We start from the raw sequence: 15,868 nt of genomic DNA on the forward strand, positions 1-15,868 counted from the left end.
TTGCCCGTTTTTTAACTATAAGACGGGGTTTCACGGCTTCGTGTACGGCATTTTGCAGATTTCTCTTGCTGTGGCCCTGCTGCTACAGACTTTCGTGAGCAATTGCTTATATTAGGGTCAAGCTTGGTTCAGTAAATTTCCTTCAGGAGGTTCATTATGAAGCTCAAGGCGCTTCTTCTCGCATCCACCGTCGCCCTCGTTGCTGCCACCGGCGCAAAGGCTGCTGACGCGGTTATCGAACAAGAGCCAGCACCCGTTGTCGTTGCTCCGACATTCACCTGGAACGGCGCTTACATCGGTGGCCAGGTTGGCTACGGCTGGGGCAAGGCCGACTTCAGCGGTGACGTTTTCACCAATGACAGCGTGAAGCCAGATGGTTTCCTCGGCGGTCTCTATGCCGGTTACAACTTCGATCTGGGCAACAATGTTGTTCTCGGTATCGACGGTGACATCACGTATAACGACCTGTCGAAGGGTATCCGCGTTTTTGACGGCGACCTCGAGGTTGGTTCGTTTGAAAACAAGCTGCGCTGGTCGGGTGCCGTTCGTGCCCGCGCTGGCTACGCATTTGACCGCTTCCTGCCTTACATCGCTGGCGGTGTGGCATTCGGCGATGTCAAGAACAGCGGCTCGATCGATGGCATCGGCTTCTCTGAAAGCAAGACGCTTACGGGTTGGACCGTTGGTGGCGGTGTGGACTATGCCGCAACCGACAATCTGATCGTCCGTCTTGAATATCGCTACACCGATTACGGCGATAAGAACATCGACTTCGGTGGCCTGAGCGTCAAGAACGACTTCAAGACCAACGAAGTTCGTCTGGGCGTTGCCTACAAGTTCTGATCCTTCATTGAAGGATTGCATGAGAAAGGCCCCGCAATGCGGGGCCTTTCTTTTTGTCGCTGCTAATCCGCCGGTTCCCAAATAGCGGACAAATAAAAAGGCCTCTGCGAACAGAGGCCTTTTTGTAACGGCGCAGAACTGGATCAGACGTCCAGATTGGCAACGCTCAGCGCGTTTTCCTGAATGAACTCGCGGCGCGGTTCCACTTCGTCGCCCATCAGGCGCGAGAAGAGCGAGTCCGCGTCGGTCGCATCGGTCACCTTGACCTGCAAGAGCGAACGCACATTCGGGTCCAGCGTGGTTTCCCAAAGCTGCTCGGCGTTCATTTCGCCCAAGCCTTTGTAACGCTGCAGCGTCAGACCCTTGCGGCCGGTGGCGAAAATGGCGTCAAGCAGCGCCATCGGACCGGACAGCGTGTCCGACTTGTCCTTGCGGCGCAGCACTGGCGGCTCGCCGAAAGTCTCGGCAATGCGGCCTGCCACGCGGTCGATCTGGCGGGCATCGGCAGAGCCGAGCAGCGCCATGTCGAGAATGGCAGCGTCCTTGACGCCGCGCACCATGCGCTCGAAACGGTAGCCACCGTCCTCCATGACATGGCCGGTCCAGCCGCGCTCGGTCTCTTCCGAAATCATGTCTAGGCGCGTTGCAACCGTATCGGCGGAGCGCTGTGCTGTTGCATTGTCCTTCGACGCATCGGGGTTGAGCAGACCGGCAATGGCCGCCTGTTCCACGACGCGACGGTCATAGCGCGTATGCAGCCCATGCAGAAGCTGGCGCAGCGTCCGCGCATCGTCGACGACTGCGCGCAGATCAGGGCCGGCGCGCACTTCACCGCTCGCCATTTCAAGGGCTGCTTCTTCGAGACCCGTCTCGATGAGGAAGTCTTCGAAGGCGGCTTCGTTCTTGATGTATTGCGAGGACTTACCGCGCGACACCTTATAAAGCGGCGGCTGCGCGATATAGATATGGCCGCGCTCGATCAGTTCCGGCATCTGGCGGAAGAAGAAAGTGAGCAACAGTGTGCGAATATGCGCACCGTCGACGTCAGCATCGGTCATGATGATGATCTTGTGGTAGCGCAGCTTGTCGGCGTTGAAGCCGTGCGTCTCATCCTTGCCGATCGACGTGCCAAGCGCCGTGATCAGCGTGCCCACCTGATCGGAAGACAACATGCGGTCGAAGCGGACGCGTTCCACGTTCAGGATCTTGCCGCGCAGCGGCAGGATCGCCTGGTTCTGGCGCGAACGACCGCTTTTCGCGGAGCCGCCTGCCGAGTCACCTTCGACGATGAAGATTTCAGACTTGGCCGGATCGCGTTCCTGACAATCGGCAAGCTTGCCCGGCAGCGAGGTCACGCTAAGCGTGCTCTTGCGGGTGATGTCGCGGGCCTTGCGCGCAGCTTCACGAGCAGCGGCGGCCTGAATGACCTTCTCGACCACCGCCTTGCCCTGCGCCGGATGCTCTTCGAGCCAGATCGACAGCGCTTCGTTGACGAGGCTTTCGACCACCGGGCGCACTTCCGACGAAACCAGCTTGTCCTTGGTCTGCGAGGAGAACTTCGGGTCCGGCACCTTGACGGAAAGCACGGCGGTTAGGCCTTCGCGGCAATCGTCGCCGGTCAGCTGAACCTTTTCCTTCTTGGTCATGCCCGACGCATCCGCATAGCCCGTGACCTGACGGGTCAGCGCGCCGCGGAAACCGGCCAGATGGGTGCCGCCATCGCGCTGCGGAATGTTGTTGGTGAAGCACAGCACCTTTTCGTGGTAGGAATCGTTCCACCACATGGCGACTTCCACCGTCATGCCGTCTTTTTCGCTGCGGATATAAACCGGCTCGTCGATCAGCGGCTTCTTGCTTTGATCGATATATTTCACAAATTCGACCAGGCCGCCGTCATAATGCAGCTCATGTTCCTTGGCGTCGGCATGACGGTTATCCGTCAGCTTGATGCGCACGCCGGAATTGAGGAAGGCCAGCTCGCGCAGGCGACGCTCCAGCGTGTCAAAGTCGAACTCGACCATGCTGAAGGTTTCCGTCGAGGGCAGGAAGGTCACGGAAGTACCGGTTTCGCCATCGGCCACGTCGCCCGTCACCGCCAGCGGCGCATCGGCGACGCCGTGGGTAAAGCTCATCTCATGAACTTTGCCATAGCGGCGGATCTTCAGCTTCAGCCAGACCGAAAGCGCATTGACCACCGAAACGCCCACGCCGTGCAAACCGCCGGAAACCTTGTAGGAGTTCTGGTCGAACTTGCCGCCCGCATGGAGCTGGGTCATGATGACTTCGGCAGCCGAAACGCCTTCTTCCTTGTGGATGTCGGTCGGAATGCCGCGACCATTATCGGTCACGGTGCAGGAGCCGTCGGCATTGAGCGTCACGGTGACGAGCGTGGCATGGCCTGCCAGCGCTTCGTCGATGGCGTTGTCCACGACTTCATAAACCATGTGATGCAGGCCGGAGCCGTCATCCGTGTCACCGATATACATGCCCGGACGCTTGCGAACGGCATCCAGACCTTTCAGAACACGAATGGAATCCGCGCCATATTCGGCGGGGGCTTCGGAATTCATCTCGGGCGTCTCGCTCATGAAAATCTTTCGAAAACGTGCTGCGACTGCAGCCTTGAAGCCTGCTGCAATTGCAGCATCAAAAATACTGTCGAATCACACGACAAACATGGCTTTAATATAGGCGCTAACGGCATATTTTCCAAATTTCACGCGCAAATTTACCGGGGATTCCGGTCGTTTGAGCGCATCTCTGCTGCATATCGCGAAACGGACTGCGGATCGGCTTCTGGAAGCGCCACAATTACCCCTTATATGTCATAAAACAACGGTATTTGGAGCGCCCGATGGAAACTGCGACGATGATGCGGGAAGCACTTGAACCCTTTGTGCCGCCAGCGCCGCGTCCGCGCGAAAAGCCGGTCGGTCGTTTCGAGATGATGCGTGTTGTTTACAAGAACCCGCTCGAGCTGTGGGGTGAACCATCCTACAATGAACGGTGGATTTCCGTCAGCTGGTTCGGCCTCAAGACCATCATCGCCAACGATCCCGGATTGATCCGCCACGTGCTGGTGGATAATGCCGCCAATTATCCGATGTCCGCCATCCGCCAGCGTGTGCTGCGTCCGCTGTTGCGCGACGGTCTCCTGACGGCTGAGGGGCAGGTGTGGAAGCGCTCGCGCAAGGCCATGGCGCCGGTTTTCACGCCGCGTCATATCGGCGGCTTTGCGGAAGCGATGCGCGACCGTTCGCGCCTGTTTGTGGAGCGCTACAAGACCAGCGGCATGATCACCGATGTCGCGCATGACATGACGCTTCTGACCTATGACATTCTGGCCGAAACGTTGTTTTCCGGTGAGATCGCGGGCGATCCCAATGACTTTGCGCGCCAGATCGACAAGCTGTTCGAAACCATGGGCCGCGTTGATCCCTTTGACCTTCTGGGCCTGCCCGACTGGTTGCCACGTCTCACACGTCTGCGCGGCCAGCAGTCGCTGGGCTTTTTTCGCGCGCTTGTCTCCGACACGATTGCCATGCGCAAGGCACGCATGGACAAGGGCGAGGCGGTGCCGAGCGATTTCCTGACGCTGCTTCTGCGTGCCGAAGGCCCGGAGGGGCTTAGCCGCGCCGAGATCGAAGACAACATCATCACCTTCATTGGCGCTGGCCACGAAACGACGGCGCGGGCGCTTGGCTGGACGCTCTATCTGCTCGCCAAGGCCCCCGAGGAGCGCGAGCGTGTCGAAGCCGAAATCGACGCTTTCTTCGAAAAGGGCGGACGCGATCTGCCGCCGCATGAGTGGCTGGCCAACCTGCCTTTCACGCGTGCGGCTTTCGAAGAGGCGATGCGCCTTTATCCGCCTGCGCCGTCGATCAATCGCGAGGCGGCGGAAAATGATCGCTATGGCGATCTGGAAATACCGAAGGGCGCAACCGTTCTGGTCATGCCATGGGTGATCCATCGTCACCGGCTCTATTGGGATCAGCCGGATGCTTTCATGCCGCAGCGTTTCTGGCCGGAAAACCGCGACCGGCTCGACCGTTTCCAGTATCTGCCATTCGGGGCTGGCGCACGCGTCTGCATCGGGGCGAGTTTTGCCTTGCAAGAGGCGGTGATTGCGCTGGCGACCCTGCTCGACGGCCATCGTTTCGATGTGCTGGAAACGACAAAGCCGTGGCCGGTGCAAAAGCTCACCACACAGCCGCAGGGCGGTCTGCCCATGAAGGTGATGAAGCGATAGCAAAAAGCCCGGCCAAGCCGGGCTTTTTCGTTATTGTCAAAGGCGCGCCGCATGCCAGCGCAGATGGTCGTCCATGAATGTCGAAATGAAGAAATAGGAATGATCGTAGCCCTCGCGCATATTGAGCGTGAGCGGAATGCCAGCCTTCTTGCAGGCCTCTTCCAGCAGCCACGGGCGCAGGCCGTCATTCAGGAAACCGTCCGCGGTGCCCTGATCAACGAGAAACGCCGGAAACTTGTAGCCGTCCTCGATCAGCAGTGAGGCATCATATGGACGCCATGCGCGCTCTTCCGCCCCGAGATATTTTTCCAGTGCTGGCTTCGACCAACCGGCAGTCGAGGGCTGCACGATGGGGGCGAAAGCCGAGGCCGATTTGAATCGGTCGGGATTTTTCAGCGCAATCGTCAGCGCGCCATGGCCGCCCATGGAATGGCCGGTAATGGCCTGCCGCGCCATATCGAGCGGAAATTCAGCGGCAACCAGTTCGGTCAGTTCCTGCGTGATATAGCTATACATCTGGTAGTTCTTTGCGAAGGGCTCTTGCGTCGCGTCGACATAAAAGCCTGCACCCTTGCCGAACTGCCAGTTGTCCGGCTCATCCGGAACGTCATCACCGCGCGGGCTCGTATCGGGGCAAATAACGGCAATTCCCAGGTCTGCGGCCAATTGCCGATATTCGCCTTTGTCCATCACGTTTTGATGTGTGCAGGTCAGTCCGGACAGATACCAGAGCACCGGCACCCGTCCGTTTGCAGCCTGTGGCGGCAGGAAGACGGCAAAGGTCATGTCGCACTGGGTGGTTTCGCTTTTGTGCCGATAGACGCCTTGCGTTCCGCCAAAGCACTTCGCAGTCGAAATCGTTTCCAGGGTCGTTGTCATAAGAGTTCCAGTTCCTGATTTTGCGCGCAGATTGGGCAACATCAGCTGCCGAGCGCTACGGCGGCATTGACTGCTGCCGCGACGAGAATGGTGTTGAAGAAATAGGATACGACGCTGTGCATCAGCGTCAGCCGCCGCATGGCGGTGGTGGTGACGCCCGTATCGGATGTTTGCGCGGTCATGCCGATGACATAGGCGTAATAGGCGAAGTCCCAACCCGATGGTTCCGGCGTGCCGGGAAAGTCGAAGCCGCCGCGATAGCGGCTGGCATGGCTGCTGTCGTCGCCGGCCGGATCGCGGGGCTGCCAATAGGCATGGGCGTAATGAATAGCCGTCAGCATGTGAATGGTTGCCCAGCCGAGCGGCACTGACGCAAGTGTGGTCACCAGCGTGAAACTGTCGGCCTGCGGGTGCCTGTTGACCACGATGAACAGCGACACAACTGCCACGATGACAGTTGCGAAAGTCACCAGAAAGATGATCCAGGCCGGCTCATCGGTGCTGGCTGCATGTTTTTTCAGGAATGCCGCCGTGAGCTTCGGCATGACCGTCAAAGTCAGCGCCAGATAAAGCACGAAGAATGTGTTTGCGCCGATGACCGGCGCAAGCGGGCTTTTCAGAAGCCAGGAGACGATAAAGGCTGCTGCGCCGCCGATAGCCGCGAGATAGAAGGACATATGGCGGCGCAGCAGGAACATCAGTTGCTCTTTCTTTGCGGTTGCAGCCGCATGTCGACATGCGGGATGCCGTCTTCCAGATATTCGTCCGATATCGCTTCAAAACCAAACGAGCCATAGAATTTCTGCAAATGGCTCTGGCCGCCCAGCTCGATGGCGATGCCGGGAAAGCGCTCTTCCGAAAAGGCAATCGCTTCCTGCATCAGCCTTCGGCCGAGCTGGTAGCCCCGATAATCCGGGGCTACGACCACACGCCCGATCTTGGCGGGTTTGCCTTCGCTTTCCGGCGGCAGAACCCGCAATGCAGCTGCAAGTTCTTCACCATCAAGAATGCGGAGGTGGAACGCGCCAATGTCCTTGCCGTCGATTTCGGAATAGGGGCATTCCTGCTCCACCACGAAAATATCCACGCGCAATTTCAGCAGCGCATAAAGTGCGCGCGGGGTAAAATCGTCCAGCTCGTCCCAACGGGATATCAGCGTCTTTTCGCTCATCAGTAGACAATCACCGAACGGATTGACTTGCCTTCATGCATCAGGTCGAAGGCCGTGTTGATTTCATCCAACGGCATGGTGTGGGTGATCAGATCGTCAATGTTGATCTTGCCGTCCATGTACCAGTCGACGATCTTCGGCACATCGGTGCGACCGCGCGCACCGCCGAAGGCTGAGCCTTTCCAGACGCGGCCCGTGACCAGCTGGAACGGACGCGTGGCGATTTCCTTGCCTGCTTCGGCAACACCGATAACGATGGATTCACCCCAGCCGCGATGGCAGCATTCCAGTGCCTGACGCATGACATCGGTGTTGCCGGTGGCGTCGAAGGAATAGTCCGCGCCGCCATCGGTCAGGTCCTGAATGGCCTGAACTACCTTGTCATTGCCCACTTCACGCGGATTGATGAAGTCGGTCATGCCGAACTTTTTCGCCATTTCGACCTTGGCGGGGTTGATATCGACGCCGATGATCTTGTCCGCGCCGACCATGCGTGCGCCCTGAATGACATTGAGGCCGATGCCGCCGAGGCCGAACACTACGACATTCGAGCCCGGACGAACCTTTGCCGTATAGATCACTGCACCGATGCCGGTGGTAACGCCGCAGCCGATATAGCAGATCTTGTCGAATGGCGCGTCTTCACGCACCTTGGCGACCGCGATTTCCGGCAGAACGGTGAAGTTCGAGAAGGTCGAGCAGCCCATATAATGGAACACTTCGCCGCCATCGCAGGAAAAGCGCGTGGTCTTGTCCGGCATCAGGCCCTGACCCTGGGTCGCGCGGATCGAGGTGCAGAGGTTCGAGCGCTGCGACAGGCAGGTTTTGCACTGGCGGCATTCCGGCGTATAAAGCGGGATGACATGGTCGCCCGGCTTGACGGAGGTCACGCCTGCGCCGACTTCACGCACGATGCCCGCACCTTCATGGCCAAGAATGGCCGGGAACTTGCCTTCGGAATCGAGGCCAGACAGCGTATAGGCGTCGGTGTGGCAGACGCCGGTCGCCATGATTTCGACCAGCACTTCGCCAGCCCGTGGTCCGCCAATTTCGACGGTTTCGATGGTGAGAGGCTTCTTTGCCTCCCAGGCAACGGCTGCACGTGATTTCATGACGATGTTCCCTTCCAGTTGAACAGTAGAGCATTTCCAGCAAAAGTGCGAAACGGCTTTTGCATAGGGAAATACGTAAAAACAAACACTTGGCGCTCTATTTCAGATAGGTGCGCAAAATTTGCATGACTTGATCGATCTCGGCATCCGGGTCTGTTGCGACATCCCGCACGATGGTCTCACGCGCTTGCCCGAATGTCTCGCGGAAGTGACTTTCCAGAACTTCCGCCATCAGGCCATTGGCCGCACCGCGCAAAGCCGCAATCTGCTGCAGCAGCGCCGCGCATTCCGTGCCCGCTTCCACGGCGCGTTCCAGCGCTTCCGCCTGTCCACGGATACGGCGAAGGCGGGTCAGAGCACGCTTTTTGTCTTCCGGTGAATGCGGCATGAAACCTCTCGATCTTGCGGAAAACTATATACTATGGGGGAGTATGTCAATTGCTCCTGAATTGGCATTTGCAAGAATGGTTTTCTCTGCAGTCGGTATGGTCTGGATTTTAAGCCTCAAGCCTTAGATGCAGCAGCGGATAAGGGCGTCCCTGATCATCGGTTTCCGAGCGACCTGTCTCGACAAAGCCCATATGGCGATAAAAGCCCACGCCTTGTGCATTTTGCTCGTTCACATCAACAGTCAGCGCGCCACGTTGTTTGGCGTGGGCAATCATATATTTGCCAATGCCTTTGCCACGCTGGTCGGGCGAAATAAACAAGCTGTCGATATTGTTCTCGGTCATTCCCATGAAGCCGACCGGCTTGCCATTGTGTTCAATGACATCGACTTCCACATTCGGCAGATATTGCTCACCGACCAGCTTTTCGAGTTCATTGAAATCCTCGCGGCTTAGAAAGTCATGCGTTGCCAGTACGCTGGCTCGCCAGATTTCAGTGAGGGCCGGGGCATCAGCCGGAATAGATTTTCGGATATGGATCATGTGTGTTCCTGGTAGATTAGGTGCGAAAGAACAGTCTTCTACCACTTTACCAGTTCGGACTTGAAGAAGCTGAGTCCGCTTTTCTGCCAAACCTTTCCATGCGCCGGAAGCACGGTGCTCTGTCTGGACCAAGGGCTGTTGGAGATAGTGCTCCACCCCTTTTGCGCCATGCCGGGCAAGCGCGGCAGTATCAGAAAGGTCAAATCATCGAAACTCCTGATCGTTTCACACCAGATCGCCGCGCCCACGCCTGCGATATGCGCGCCTTTGCCCCCGCCTGGCAGAGATTTTCCGGGGTTCCAGTCGTAATATTCCTTGATGGTCTGGGGTTGATAAGCGCGCATCCCAAGACGTGCTTTCAGTGCGTTTTGTTCGGCCTGAACGGAGGCCTCCTTATAGGGAACGTCCAGATAGCTATGGGCAAAGGGCGTGAGCAGGATAGGAAGCTCCAGCTCCATTGCGCGCTTCATATCATTGATGCTTTGCTCGACGTTTTTCACGACAAGTTTTTGCAGTTCGATTGCCTGTTGAGAGCCCATCTGGGTTCCCAGTTGCATATTCGCATATCTCAGATCGGTGGAAATCCAGTGCTGAACGACGATATCGCGGTCGAGGCCAGCCCGCATGGTTTCCTGACAGGCTAGCGGCATTTTCCCCGCCAGCAGCGCCGCCTTATGCTGATGCCGGACGAATTTCGTATAAAGCGCCTCCGGCATGCCGAAGGCTTCGTCGCCGCCAATATCGAGCCATCGACCCGGAAATACGTCCGTCAGATAGGCGATGATCTCGTCATAGACCTTGAAGCTCTCGGGCAGATCGGGATTGAGCCATGCACGATGCTGCACCACGCCCGGCATCAGTTCGAAGCGCTGGACGTTGCTGCCCATGGCCAGTTCCGGGTGAAGCCTGATCAGCGCTGCCGCGTGGCCCGGCGCATCGGAAGATGGAATGACGGTGATATGACGCGCCTGCGCGTAGGCGACAATTTCCTTCAGATCGGCGCGGCTATAGATGGGGTCGTCATTCGGCTGCTTGCCTTCCGGTCGGGCAGCTTCAATGCGCCATGCTTCGTCATCGGTGAGATGCAGATCGAGCGCGTTGAACTTGTAGAACGCAATCAGATCGATGACCGTCTTGATCTCGTCCGTGGTGAAATAATGCCGGGCAACATCGAGATGGAAACTGCGCCATTTGAAATGCGGACCATCCACGATGCGGACGGAAGGAATTTCGATGGCGCTGGCATTCTGTTGCGGCGCGGTGATGATTATCTGCAAAAGCGTGGTCAGGCCCATGGCGAGCCCTTGCGCACTTTGCGCCTTGATGACGACGCCCGTTTTGTCGGCGCGCAGAAAATAGCGCTCATCCAGATCATCATGATCGGCTGGCGACAGGCCTGTTGACTGGGGAACATCCCCGATTTCCGGCGTCGGGCCGATTTCGAGATGAATGGCGCCCTTGGGCGAATTCGCACTGGAGCACCGCGCGCTTTTGATTTTTATTTCCGAGAAGGGGCGTAATGCTTCTGTGAAAATACGAATATTGTTTTCAATGACGGGATCGTCATAGGTGATCCTTGCGCCGCTTTCGATGCGGAATTTTCCGCCCAAATTCCTGATCCTGTGCGGGGTCGGGATGAGAGGAATGGCTGCATCCGCGTCTTTCGCCGCTGCGTTTGTGAGGCCCGGTAAACTTGATGCTGCAAGTATGGAGAGAACAAGTCTTTTTAAAAGTTCTCTTTTACTAATATTCATCATAATTTGTTCCCGGAGAAATTTTATTATTTTAAAAATTTGCATGGATTTATAAATAAAATATATCGCAATATTTTTGTCTCGTCTTGTTTCGCCGACACCTGATCGGGAGGGGCGGCAAGCCAGTTCCACCGGGTTTCGAATATGGATAATGGCCAGCACTTGTGTGATAAGCACAAACGCTGCTGCCCTGATTGACGGATATTCTTTTGACGCGCCTGCCCGATCTTCCCGTAACGCGCATTCTGCCTCAACTGGATGAGGCATTGAACGTCCATGCAAGCGCGGTGCTTGTTGCGCCGCCGGGCGCAGGCAAGACGACGCTGGTGCCGATCCACATGCTGGATGCGCAGTGGCGCGGCGATGGCATGATCGTGCTTCTGGAACCGCGGCGTCTTGCCGCCCGCGCTGCCGCGCGCCGCATGGCGCAGCTTCTGGGCGATGAGCCGGGCGAAACTGTCGGTTACCGGATGCGTCTGGAAAGCAAGGTCTCGGGGAAAACGAAAATCCTCGTCGTCACCGAGGGTGTCTTTGCGCGGATGATCCTTGACGATCCCGACCTCAAGGGCGTGGCGGCAGTGCTGTTCGACGAGTTTCACGAGCGCAGTCTTGATGCGGATTTCGGGCTGGTGCTGGCGCTCGATGTGCAGGCGGCCTTGCGCGACGATCTGAAAATTTTGGTCATGTCGGCAACGCTCGACGGTGCGCGTGTAGCGGCACTTCTGGGCGACGCGCCGGTGATTGAAAGCGAGGGCCGGGCTTTCCCGGTCGATATTCGTTATCGGGAAAGAAAAGCCGACGAACGCGTGGAAGACGCCATGGCGCGTAACATTCGCGATGCGTTGGCCGACGAGACAGGCAGTATTCTGGCTTTCCTGCCGGGGCAGGGCGAGATCGAGCGCACGGTGCGCCTTCTGGAAGATCGCGTGCCAGCCCATGTGATGCTCGCGCCGCTTTATGGCGCGATGGAAGGCCGCGATCAGGATGCGGCGATCAAGCCGGCACCAGAAGGCAAGCGCAAGGTGGTTCTGGCGACCTCGATTGCCGAAACCTCCATCACGATTGACGGCGTGCGCGTGGTGATCGACAGCGGGCTTGCCCGTCTGCCGAAATATGAACCGGCCACCGGCCTGACGCGGCTGGAAACCGTGCGCACATCCCGCGCAAGTGCCGATCAGCGGGCGGGCCGCGCTGGGCGAACGGAGCCGGGTATCGCCATTCGTCTCTGGCATCAGGGACAGACGGCATCACTGCCAGCCTTTTCGCCGCCCGAGATTCTGGAGGCCGATCTGTCCGGCCTCGTCCTCGACAGCGCTGCGTGGGGCGTGACCGATCCGGCGACGCTTGCCTTTCTCGATGCACCTCCGAAACCGGCGCTGAACGAAGCCCGCACCTTGTTGCGGCGGCTTGGCGCGCTGGATGAGGCCGGGCGTCTGACCCCCGATGGCGAAGCCATGCGTCAGCTCGCCTTGCCGGCACGTCTTGCGCATATGGTGGCCGAGGCGGGCAAGCGCGGCGAAGCCTCAAAGGCTGCCGAACTGGCAGTGATTTTGACGGAGCGTGGGCTTGGCGGCAACGAAACCGATCTCGACACGCGTTTTTCGCGCTTTCGCAATGATCGTTCGGACCGCGCCCAAAGGGCCAAGGGGCTGGCAAAGCGTCTTGCGGCCAATGTGCCCAATCAGGGTATGCCCGCCGGATCTAGCATCGGGCGTATGCTGATCGACGCCTATCCCGACCGGATTGCCAGAGCGCGTGGCCAGACCGGGCAGTTTCTTCTGGCCAATGGTCGCGGCGGAGAGGTGGATAGCGCGATAAGCCTCAGCCGTGCGCCCTGGCTTGTCGTAGCGGACATGTCGGGCAAGGCAGGCCGCGCGCGGGTTCTTTCGGCTGCCGAAGTTTCGGAGGCGGAAATCCGGTCTGCCCTTGGCGACCGGATTGAGAGCGGGCGTCAGGTTGTCTACGATCCTGAAAAGAACGCGCTCAGGGCGCGTGAAGCCGTGCGCATCGGCGCCATCGCCCTTTCGGAAAAGCCGTTGGCCGCGCCATCGGGCAGCGCTGCCGATGAGGGCGTGATCGCTGCGGTTCGCGAGCATGGGCTTGGCATTCTGCCCTGGGGCAAGGAAGCCGATATTCTGCGCCGCCGTCTTGGCTGGCTTTATCGCGGGCTTGGCGATCCATGGCCATCCATGGACGATGAGCATTTGCTGGAGACGCTGGAAGACTGGCTGCTGCCCTTCCTGACCGGCGAGGCGCAACTCGACCGCATTCCGGGTCATGTGTTGAAAAACGGCCTGATGAGCCTCGTGCCCTTCGATCTCCAGCGCAGCGTGGATCAACTTGCGCCAACGCATTTCACCGTGCCGACCGGCTCACATATTCCGATCCGCTACGATGCCGAAGAGCCGGTGCTCGCGGTGCGCGTGCAGGAATTGTTCGGTCTGGGTCAGCATCCGTCCATCGCCAATGGCAAGGTGCCATTGTTGCTGGAACTGCTGTCGCCTGCCCATCGCCCTATCCAGATCACCCGCGATCTGCCGGGTTTCTGGAAAGGATCATGGGCCGACGTCCGGTCCGACATGCGTGGGCGCTATCCAAAACATGTCTGGCCGGAAGACCCGGCCAATGCGGAAGCAACGCGCCGGGCAAAGCCACGCGGAACGTAGAGCATTTCCAGCAAAAGACGCGTTAACCACCTGCGACCGGATAACGCAGTTCCGCTTGCATTCCTGTCTTCGCTTGCCCCATAAGGGGCAGGATAGAGGGACAGCAGACTATGCACGCAGAATTCGAGAATCGCGCTTCCAATCTTTCGCGTCGTCCGCGATTGACCACGCTGGTTCGCGTGCGCTGGCTTGCCATCGCCGGGCAGACCGCTGCCGTCATGCTGGTGGCGCTTTATCTGCAATTTCCTTTTGCAGTCGGTATTTGTTTTGCACTGATTGCCTGCTCGGCCTGGCTCAATCTCTATCTGGCCTTTCGATTCCCGACCAATCATCGGCTGAACCCGGAAGCGGCAAGCCTCGTGCTGGCCTTCGATATTCTGCAACTGGCGGGTCTGCTTTATCTCACCGGCGGGCTGCAAAACCCCTTCGTCATCCTGATGATCGTGCCGGTCATCATTTCCGCCACCTCGCTTTCGGCCCGGCATACCCTGACGCTGGCTTTGCTGGTGGTGGCCTGTACGTCTGTGCTTTCGGTGCGGCATGAACCGCTGCCATGGTATCCGGGCGAAGAGCTGAACCTGCCTTTCCTGTTTGTGATCGGCATCTGGTGCGCCATCACATCGGCGCTGGGCTTTACCGGCGTCTATGCCTATCGCATTGCAGAAGAAGCGCGCCAGCTCGGCGATGCACTGAGCGCTGCGGAACTCATTCTCCAACGCGAACAGCACCTGACGGCTCTGGATGGTCTCGCCGCCGCTGCCGCCCATGAGCTGGGAACGCCGCTTGCCACCATCGCGCTGGTGGTAAAGGAAATGCAGCGGTCCTACGCCAAAAATCCTGTCGATACGGGTCTTGGGGAAGACATTGCGCTGTTGCATTCGCAGACCCAGCGCTGCCGTGAAATCCTGCAAAGACTGACCAGCTTGTCCTCGGAAAACGAGGAGCACATGTCGCGTCTGCCATTGTCCTCGCTGATCGAGGAGGTGATTGCACCGCACCGCAATTTCGGTGTGATTATCGATGTGCAGAAAGTGGAAGGGCCAAAGCCGGAGCCAGTCACGCGGCGCAATCCCGGCCTGCTTTATGGTCTCGGCAATCTGGTGGAAAACGCGGTCGACTTCGCACGCGGCAATGTCAGCGTCACCTGGGGCTGGACGGACAATCAGGTCAGCGTGACCATTCAGGACGATGGCGAAGGCTTCAAGCCGGAAGTCCTAGACCGCATTGGCGAGCCCTATATGACCAGCCGCGACAACACCCGCCATGGCGGAGGGCTTGGCCTCGGGCTGTTCATCGCGAAAACTTTGCTGGAGCGTTCTGGCGCACAGATTGCTTTCCGTAATCGAAGCAATCCGGGGCAGGGGGCCGAAGTCAAAGTGGTTTGGCCGCGTTCAACCTTCACGAGGGTATGAGCCAAAACCTGTTTTCAAATTTGTTTTTGCTCAACTTCTTGTGTTGTCTTTTAGAATTATTAATCAAATACAATGATTTATAGTCTCGCGCGAAATTCAGGGCCGTAGAAATTGCTTCAACGATTCAATGGCTATTTGACTTTTTGACGCAGGGGTATCAATAAGGGATCAAAAATACAGGCAGGAAGCACCCGATGGACGACTTGAAGCAGGAAGACAGCGAAGCCATAGGCAACGACCCCACCCTTCTTCTGGTTGATGACGACAAACCTTTCTTGCAACGTCTGGCCCGCGCCATGGAGAGCCGGGGCTTCCAGGTGACCACAGCGGAATCGGTTGAAGAAGGCATCTCCGCCGCCAAGGCAGCAGCACCCGCCTATGCCGTGGTGGATATGCGGCTGGGAGACGGTAACGGTCTCGACGTCATCGAAGCCATTCGCCTGCGCCGTTCCGATACGCGCGCTATCGTCCTCACCGGTTACGGCAATATCGCGACCGCCGTGAATGCGGTGAAGCTCGGCGCCATTGATTATCTGTCGAAGCCAGCTGATGCCGATGAAGTCTTCGCCGCTCTGACCCGCCGTCCGGGCGAGAAGGTCGCGCCGCCGGAAAACCCGATGTCCGCCGATCGTGTCCGCTGGGAGCATATCCAGCGCGTCTACGAAATGTGTGAGCGCAATGTTTCCGAAACCGCACGCCGCCTCAACATGCATCGCCGCACCTTGCAGCGTATTCTCGCCAAGCGCGCCCCGCGCTGAGCATGACGGGAAGCAATCCGGCTTTTGGCGGCTTGTACTGAAAGTTTAGTAGTTTCTTAACTTAGTGAAAAATCCAGTAAAGCCATGTGGTT

13 protein-coding genes are annotated in these 15,868 nt (G+C 58.3%); 5 read left to right on the forward strand and 8 right to left on the reverse strand.

Going from position 1 to position 15,868, the window contains the following annotated elements:
- The first annotated feature begins 156 nt into the window (after window positions 1-156).
- Window positions 157-843 carry an outer membrane protein gene (locus tag FHW03_RS02235; RefSeq protein ID WP_182519158.1) on the forward strand — a complete coding sequence of 229 codons (687 nt, stop codon included), beginning with the start codon at window positions 157-159 and terminating at the stop codon, window positions 841-843.
- Window positions 844-986: 143 nt separating this feature from the next.
- Here FHW03_RS02235 and gyrB read toward each other — a convergent pair whose 3' ends face one another.
- Window positions 987-3,431: a DNA topoisomerase (ATP-hydrolyzing) subunit B gene (gyrB, locus tag FHW03_RS02240; protein WP_182519159.1), complete on the reverse strand. Its 2,445-nt coding sequence runs from the start codon at window positions 3,429-3,431 to the stop codon at window positions 987-989.
- A gap of 266 nt (window positions 3,432-3,697) precedes the next feature.
- On the opposite strand from gyrB, the gene FHW03_RS02245 reads away from it, so the two are divergent.
- Window positions 3,698-5,092 carry a cytochrome P450 gene (locus FHW03_RS02245; RefSeq protein WP_182519160.1) on the forward strand — a complete coding sequence of 465 codons (1,395 nt, stop codon included), beginning with the start codon at window positions 3,698-3,700 and terminating at the stop codon, window positions 5,090-5,092.
- A 36-nt stretch (window positions 5,093-5,128) separates the two neighbouring features.
- Here FHW03_RS02245 and fghA read toward each other — a convergent pair whose 3' ends face one another.
- The 7 genes from fghA to FHW03_RS02280 form a co-directional block, all read right to left on the reverse strand.
- Window positions 5,129-5,959: an S-formylglutathione hydrolase gene (gene fghA / locus FHW03_RS02250; RefSeq protein WP_182519420.1), complete on the reverse strand. Its 831-nt coding sequence runs from the start codon at window positions 5,957-5,959 to the stop codon at window positions 5,129-5,131.
- 53 nt (window positions 5,960-6,012) lie between these two features.
- Window positions 6,013-6,669, reverse strand: coding sequence for a DUF1345 domain-containing protein (locus FHW03_RS02255; RefSeq protein WP_182519161.1), 657 nt, complete (start codon window positions 6,667-6,669; stop codon window positions 6,013-6,015).
- Window positions 6,669-7,142, reverse strand: a complete 474-nt coding sequence (locus FHW03_RS02260; protein WP_182519162.1) for a GNAT family N-acetyltransferase — start codon at window positions 7,140-7,142, stop codon at window positions 6,669-6,671. The genes FHW03_RS02255 and FHW03_RS02260 overlap by 1 nt, the downstream gene beginning before the upstream one ends.
- Window positions 7,142-8,254, reverse strand: coding sequence for an S-(hydroxymethyl)glutathione dehydrogenase/class III alcohol dehydrogenase (locus tag FHW03_RS02265; RefSeq protein ID WP_182519163.1), 1,113 nt, complete (start codon window positions 8,252-8,254; stop codon window positions 7,142-7,144). Before FHW03_RS02265 ends, FHW03_RS02260 begins: the two co-directional genes overlap by 1 nt.
- 97 nt (window positions 8,255-8,351) lie before the next feature.
- Window positions 8,352-8,642 carry a metal/formaldehyde-sensitive transcriptional repressor gene (locus FHW03_RS02270; protein ID WP_182519164.1) on the reverse strand — a complete coding sequence of 97 codons (291 nt, stop codon included), beginning with the start codon at window positions 8,640-8,642 and terminating at the stop codon, window positions 8,352-8,354.
- A 109-nt stretch (window positions 8,643-8,751) separates the two neighbouring features.
- Window positions 8,752-9,186, reverse strand: coding sequence for an acetyltransferase (locus FHW03_RS02275; RefSeq protein WP_182519165.1), 435 nt, complete (start codon window positions 9,184-9,186; stop codon window positions 8,752-8,754).
- A 38-nt stretch (window positions 9,187-9,224) separates the two neighbouring features.
- Entirely contained in the window at window positions 9,225-11,207 is a 1,983-nt protein-coding gene (locus FHW03_RS02280; protein WP_377513915.1) for a family 20 glycosylhydrolase, read from the reverse strand.
- Here FHW03_RS02280 and hrpB point away from each other — a divergent pair.
- The 3 genes from hrpB to regA all read left to right on the forward strand — a co-directional run bounded on the left by hrpB (window position 11,150) and on the right by regA (window position 15,776).
- Window positions 11,150-13,606 carry an ATP-dependent helicase HrpB gene (gene hrpB, locus FHW03_RS02285; RefSeq protein WP_182519167.1) on the forward strand — a complete coding sequence of 819 codons (2,457 nt, stop codon included), beginning with the start codon at window positions 11,150-11,152 and terminating at the stop codon, window positions 13,604-13,606. The genes FHW03_RS02280 and hrpB overlap by 58 nt on opposite strands.
- A 110-nt stretch (window positions 13,607-13,716) precedes the next feature.
- Window positions 13,717-15,018 carry an ActS/PrrB/RegB family redox-sensitive histidine kinase gene (locus FHW03_RS02290; protein ID WP_182519168.1) on the forward strand — a complete coding sequence of 434 codons (1,302 nt, stop codon included), beginning with the start codon at window positions 13,717-13,719 and terminating at the stop codon, window positions 15,016-15,018.
- Window positions 15,019-15,212: 194 nt separating this feature from the next.
- Window positions 15,213-15,776 (forward strand): global response regulator transcription factor RegA, encoded by a 564-nt coding sequence (gene regA, locus FHW03_RS02295; protein ID WP_182519169.1) that lies wholly within the window; start codon window positions 15,213-15,215, stop codon window positions 15,774-15,776.
- The last annotated feature ends 92 nt before the right edge of the window (window positions 15,777-15,868 follow it).

The organism is Ochrobactrum sp. RH2CCR150 (assembly GCA_014138095.1).
Taxonomy (GTDB): Bacteria; Pseudomonadota; Alphaproteobacteria; order Rhizobiales; family Rhizobiaceae; genus Brucella; species Brucella gambitense.

Coding starts and splice junctions, on each gene's coding strand:
- FHW03_RS02235 (WP_182519158.1), top strand. CDS start 157: ATGAAGCTCAAGGCGCTTCTTCTCGCATCCACCGTCGCCCTCGTTGCT.
- gyrB (WP_182519159.1), bottom strand. CDS start 3,431: ATGAGCGAGACGCCCGAGATGAATTCCGAAGCCCCCGCCGAATATGGC.
- FHW03_RS02245 (WP_182519160.1), top strand. CDS start 3,698: ATGGAAACTGCGACGATGATGCGGGAAGCACTTGAACCCTTTGTGCCG.
- FHW03_RS02255 (WP_182519161.1), bottom strand. CDS start 6,669: ATGTTCCTGCTGCGCCGCCATATGTCCTTCTATCTCGCGGCTATCGGC.
- FHW03_RS02260 (WP_182519162.1), bottom strand. CDS start 7,142: ATGAGCGAAAAGACGCTGATATCCCGTTGGGACGAGCTGGACGATTTT.
- FHW03_RS02265 (WP_182519163.1), bottom strand. CDS start 8,254: ATGAAATCACGTGCAGCCGTTGCCTGGGAGGCAAAGAAGCCTCTCACC.
- FHW03_RS02270 (WP_182519164.1), bottom strand. CDS start 8,642: ATGCCGCATTCACCGGAAGACAAAAAGCGTGCTCTGACCCGCCTTCGC.
- FHW03_RS02275 (WP_182519165.1), bottom strand. CDS start 9,186: ATGATCCATATCCGAAAATCTATTCCGGCTGATGCCCCGGCCCTCACT.
- FHW03_RS02280 (WP_377513915.1), bottom strand. CDS start 11,207: ATGCCTCATCCAGTTGAGGCAGAATGCGCGTTACGGGAAGATCGGGCA.
- FHW03_RS02290 (WP_182519168.1), top strand. CDS start 13,717: ATGCACGCAGAATTCGAGAATCGCGCTTCCAATCTTTCGCGTCGTCCG.
- regA (WP_182519169.1), top strand. CDS start 15,213: ATGGACGACTTGAAGCAGGAAGACAGCGAAGCCATAGGCAACGACCCC.